1 protein-coding gene is annotated in these 2,134 nt (G+C 49.3%); it reads left to right on the top strand.

Features of this window, described 5'->3' with window-relative positions:
• Positions 1-240 precede the first annotated feature (240 nt).
• Complete coding sequence (locus tag AAX04_RS11405) at positions 241-1,905, top strand: hypothetical protein (RefSeq protein ID WP_066798377.1); 1,665 nt, start codon at positions 241-243, stop codon at positions 1,903-1,905.
• The last annotated feature ends 229 nt before the right edge of the window (positions 1,906-2,134 follow it).

The raw sequence follows: 2,134 nt of genomic DNA, 5'->3' as shown, positions 1-2,134 counted from the left end.
TAATACTCACACTAATACCGCCAATACTCATAGGAGGCGGATTAGCAGTCATTAACTACATAAAGTACATGGCATTGGTTGAACAGGCAACGGCAATAATGGCATCGGCAGCGGAGGCGTGGAGGCTGGGTGTTGAGCAATGAGGTACTACGTGGGCAGGTGGTTCAGTAGGGGTGTGAGAATGCCGTTAATCATGACAAACCGAAGGGTTAAAAAGCCCATAGAGCGTGCAATCCCGGTATGAGATTCAAATCTAAGCTTGCCTCATTAGTGGCTGCGGTAGTTTTAGCCACAGTAATAGTCTCAATACTACTCTTGATTCATGCTGCTAATAAACAAGGCACAACGGCGAAGGTTAATTTTAATGCTCCGGAGTCAATGGGTATTATCCCAAACGTGCCGGTTTACGTTGTTGGTCCTCAGTCGTTGATTCAGAGGCTTGTTGGTGTACCGCAGTCGCTTATTAAGCCGGTTAACCTGAGTCAATTGCCTTCCTTACCCGGTAACTCAACGGTACTCATGGGCTACTCAGTGATTAAGCCTAGTGTCGTCATTAGCGTGGTTAATGAGGAGGTGAAGCTTAACCTAACGAGCCCAGTGATTGGCTTGTTAACCAATTTAATAACCAAGGGCGACCTGGTCATGCTCTACGGAAACACAAGCGATGTACCGGCAATGGAGTACCTACTGGCCTACTCATGGGCTAGGAGGTATGGTGTGCTTAACTCGACTGAATGGGGTGGGCCTGGTAAACCAAGCGACTACCTAATCGCATACCCAATAATACCAATCGGCAGCAAGGAGGCCTTAGCAGTAGCCTTTGGCGGGCCGTACTACCTAATCATTGGTCCAGCAATGCCAAGGGATGTACTAAGGGCAGTGATGATGTACATAATATTAAAGCATCCATCAACTAGCCAGGCCCAGGTAGGTGTTAATTTAGGCCCGACCCAGGACCCGTGTTGGTTAGCTTATTCGAATTATTACGAGGGCGCCAACGAGTTAGAGCCTGGCATTTACGAAGGTAACCATAATTACCTCATATGGGCCGGCCAATTAAGTGGTGCACCGTATACGGAGTGGGGTATTGAGGGTTATAGTGATGGTAATGGAACATTCTACTACGACACATGCATAGAGTTAGGCATTAACGTTGAGGCTAATATGACACCACCGAACATACCCGCCTACGTATACGGCTTCGTTGGTTACAAACCAACCACAACAATGGTTGATAATGGTGGTCAAGTCCTCATGGAGAGTGGCGCTATTGACTACTACTATAGTTATTACGAGTACCAGCAGAACCTCTACAACTCCCCCTTCGGCAGCATGCTGAATAGTTACTCGCCTCCGGCGAGCTCGCAGGAGTCCAGCTACTCCATCGGCATCTCAATAGGGCCCGAGGGCCCCACAATGGAGTTTACGTATGAAATATCCCTACCGAGTGGTAGTGAGACTGTTAGTGTTACCCTATCGCCGATGGCGGATGGTATCGATAATATTGCTGAGGATAACATCACGTGGACCTTTAACCTAAATAATGCGAATACGAACGCATTGTACGCAAACGCCTTTGAAGACACATCACCACCCATCTGGATACTACCAAACTACTCAAGTGGCACAGAATATGAGACACTATTACCAGTGCTCATGAGTGCTGAGGTTATGACTAGTTCGCAGCCTGCATCTAATGGGCTTTGTTCTGGTTACAATAACACCTATGAGTATGTTTGGGTTGATGGTGGTTGGTGGCTTACCGCACAGCCGACAGGCTCAAGCACGGGCCTGATCCCATCCTTAACATCATGGACATACTCCATAAGCCCAAGCGCATCACAATACATAACCGGAGTCTCATCATGGAGCACGCTCGAGCCAATAGGCTGTTCAGGCCGGTGACAGCAACCCAACTATAAAACCACGATCAAAACAAACACCCTCTTCCCCTCCACCTACCCACACCAGCCCTCCAACCAAGTTACGAAGAGGATTCAGGCCTACTAGTAAGGGTTCCCAACCCAACAGCGGAGCAACCACCCACATAAACATGGCGCCGGGGCCGGGATTTGAACCCGGGCCCCCTTACGGGGACGGGCTCTCAAGGCCCGCGCCTTGGACCAGGCTCGGC

Source organism: Caldivirga sp. MU80 (assembly GCF_001663375.1).
GTDB lineage: Archaea > Thermoproteota > Thermoprotei > Thermoproteales > Thermocladiaceae > Caldivirga.
The sequence above is the reverse complement of the archived record's forward strand: the minus strand, read 5'-3'. Positions and strand labels throughout refer to the sequence as shown.

What these genes read in the sequence shown, in the direction of transcription:
- AAX04_RS11405 (WP_066798377.1), top strand. Translation starts at nt 241, where the DNA reads ATGAGATTCAAATCTAAGCTTGCCTCATTAGTGGCTGCGGTAGTTTTA.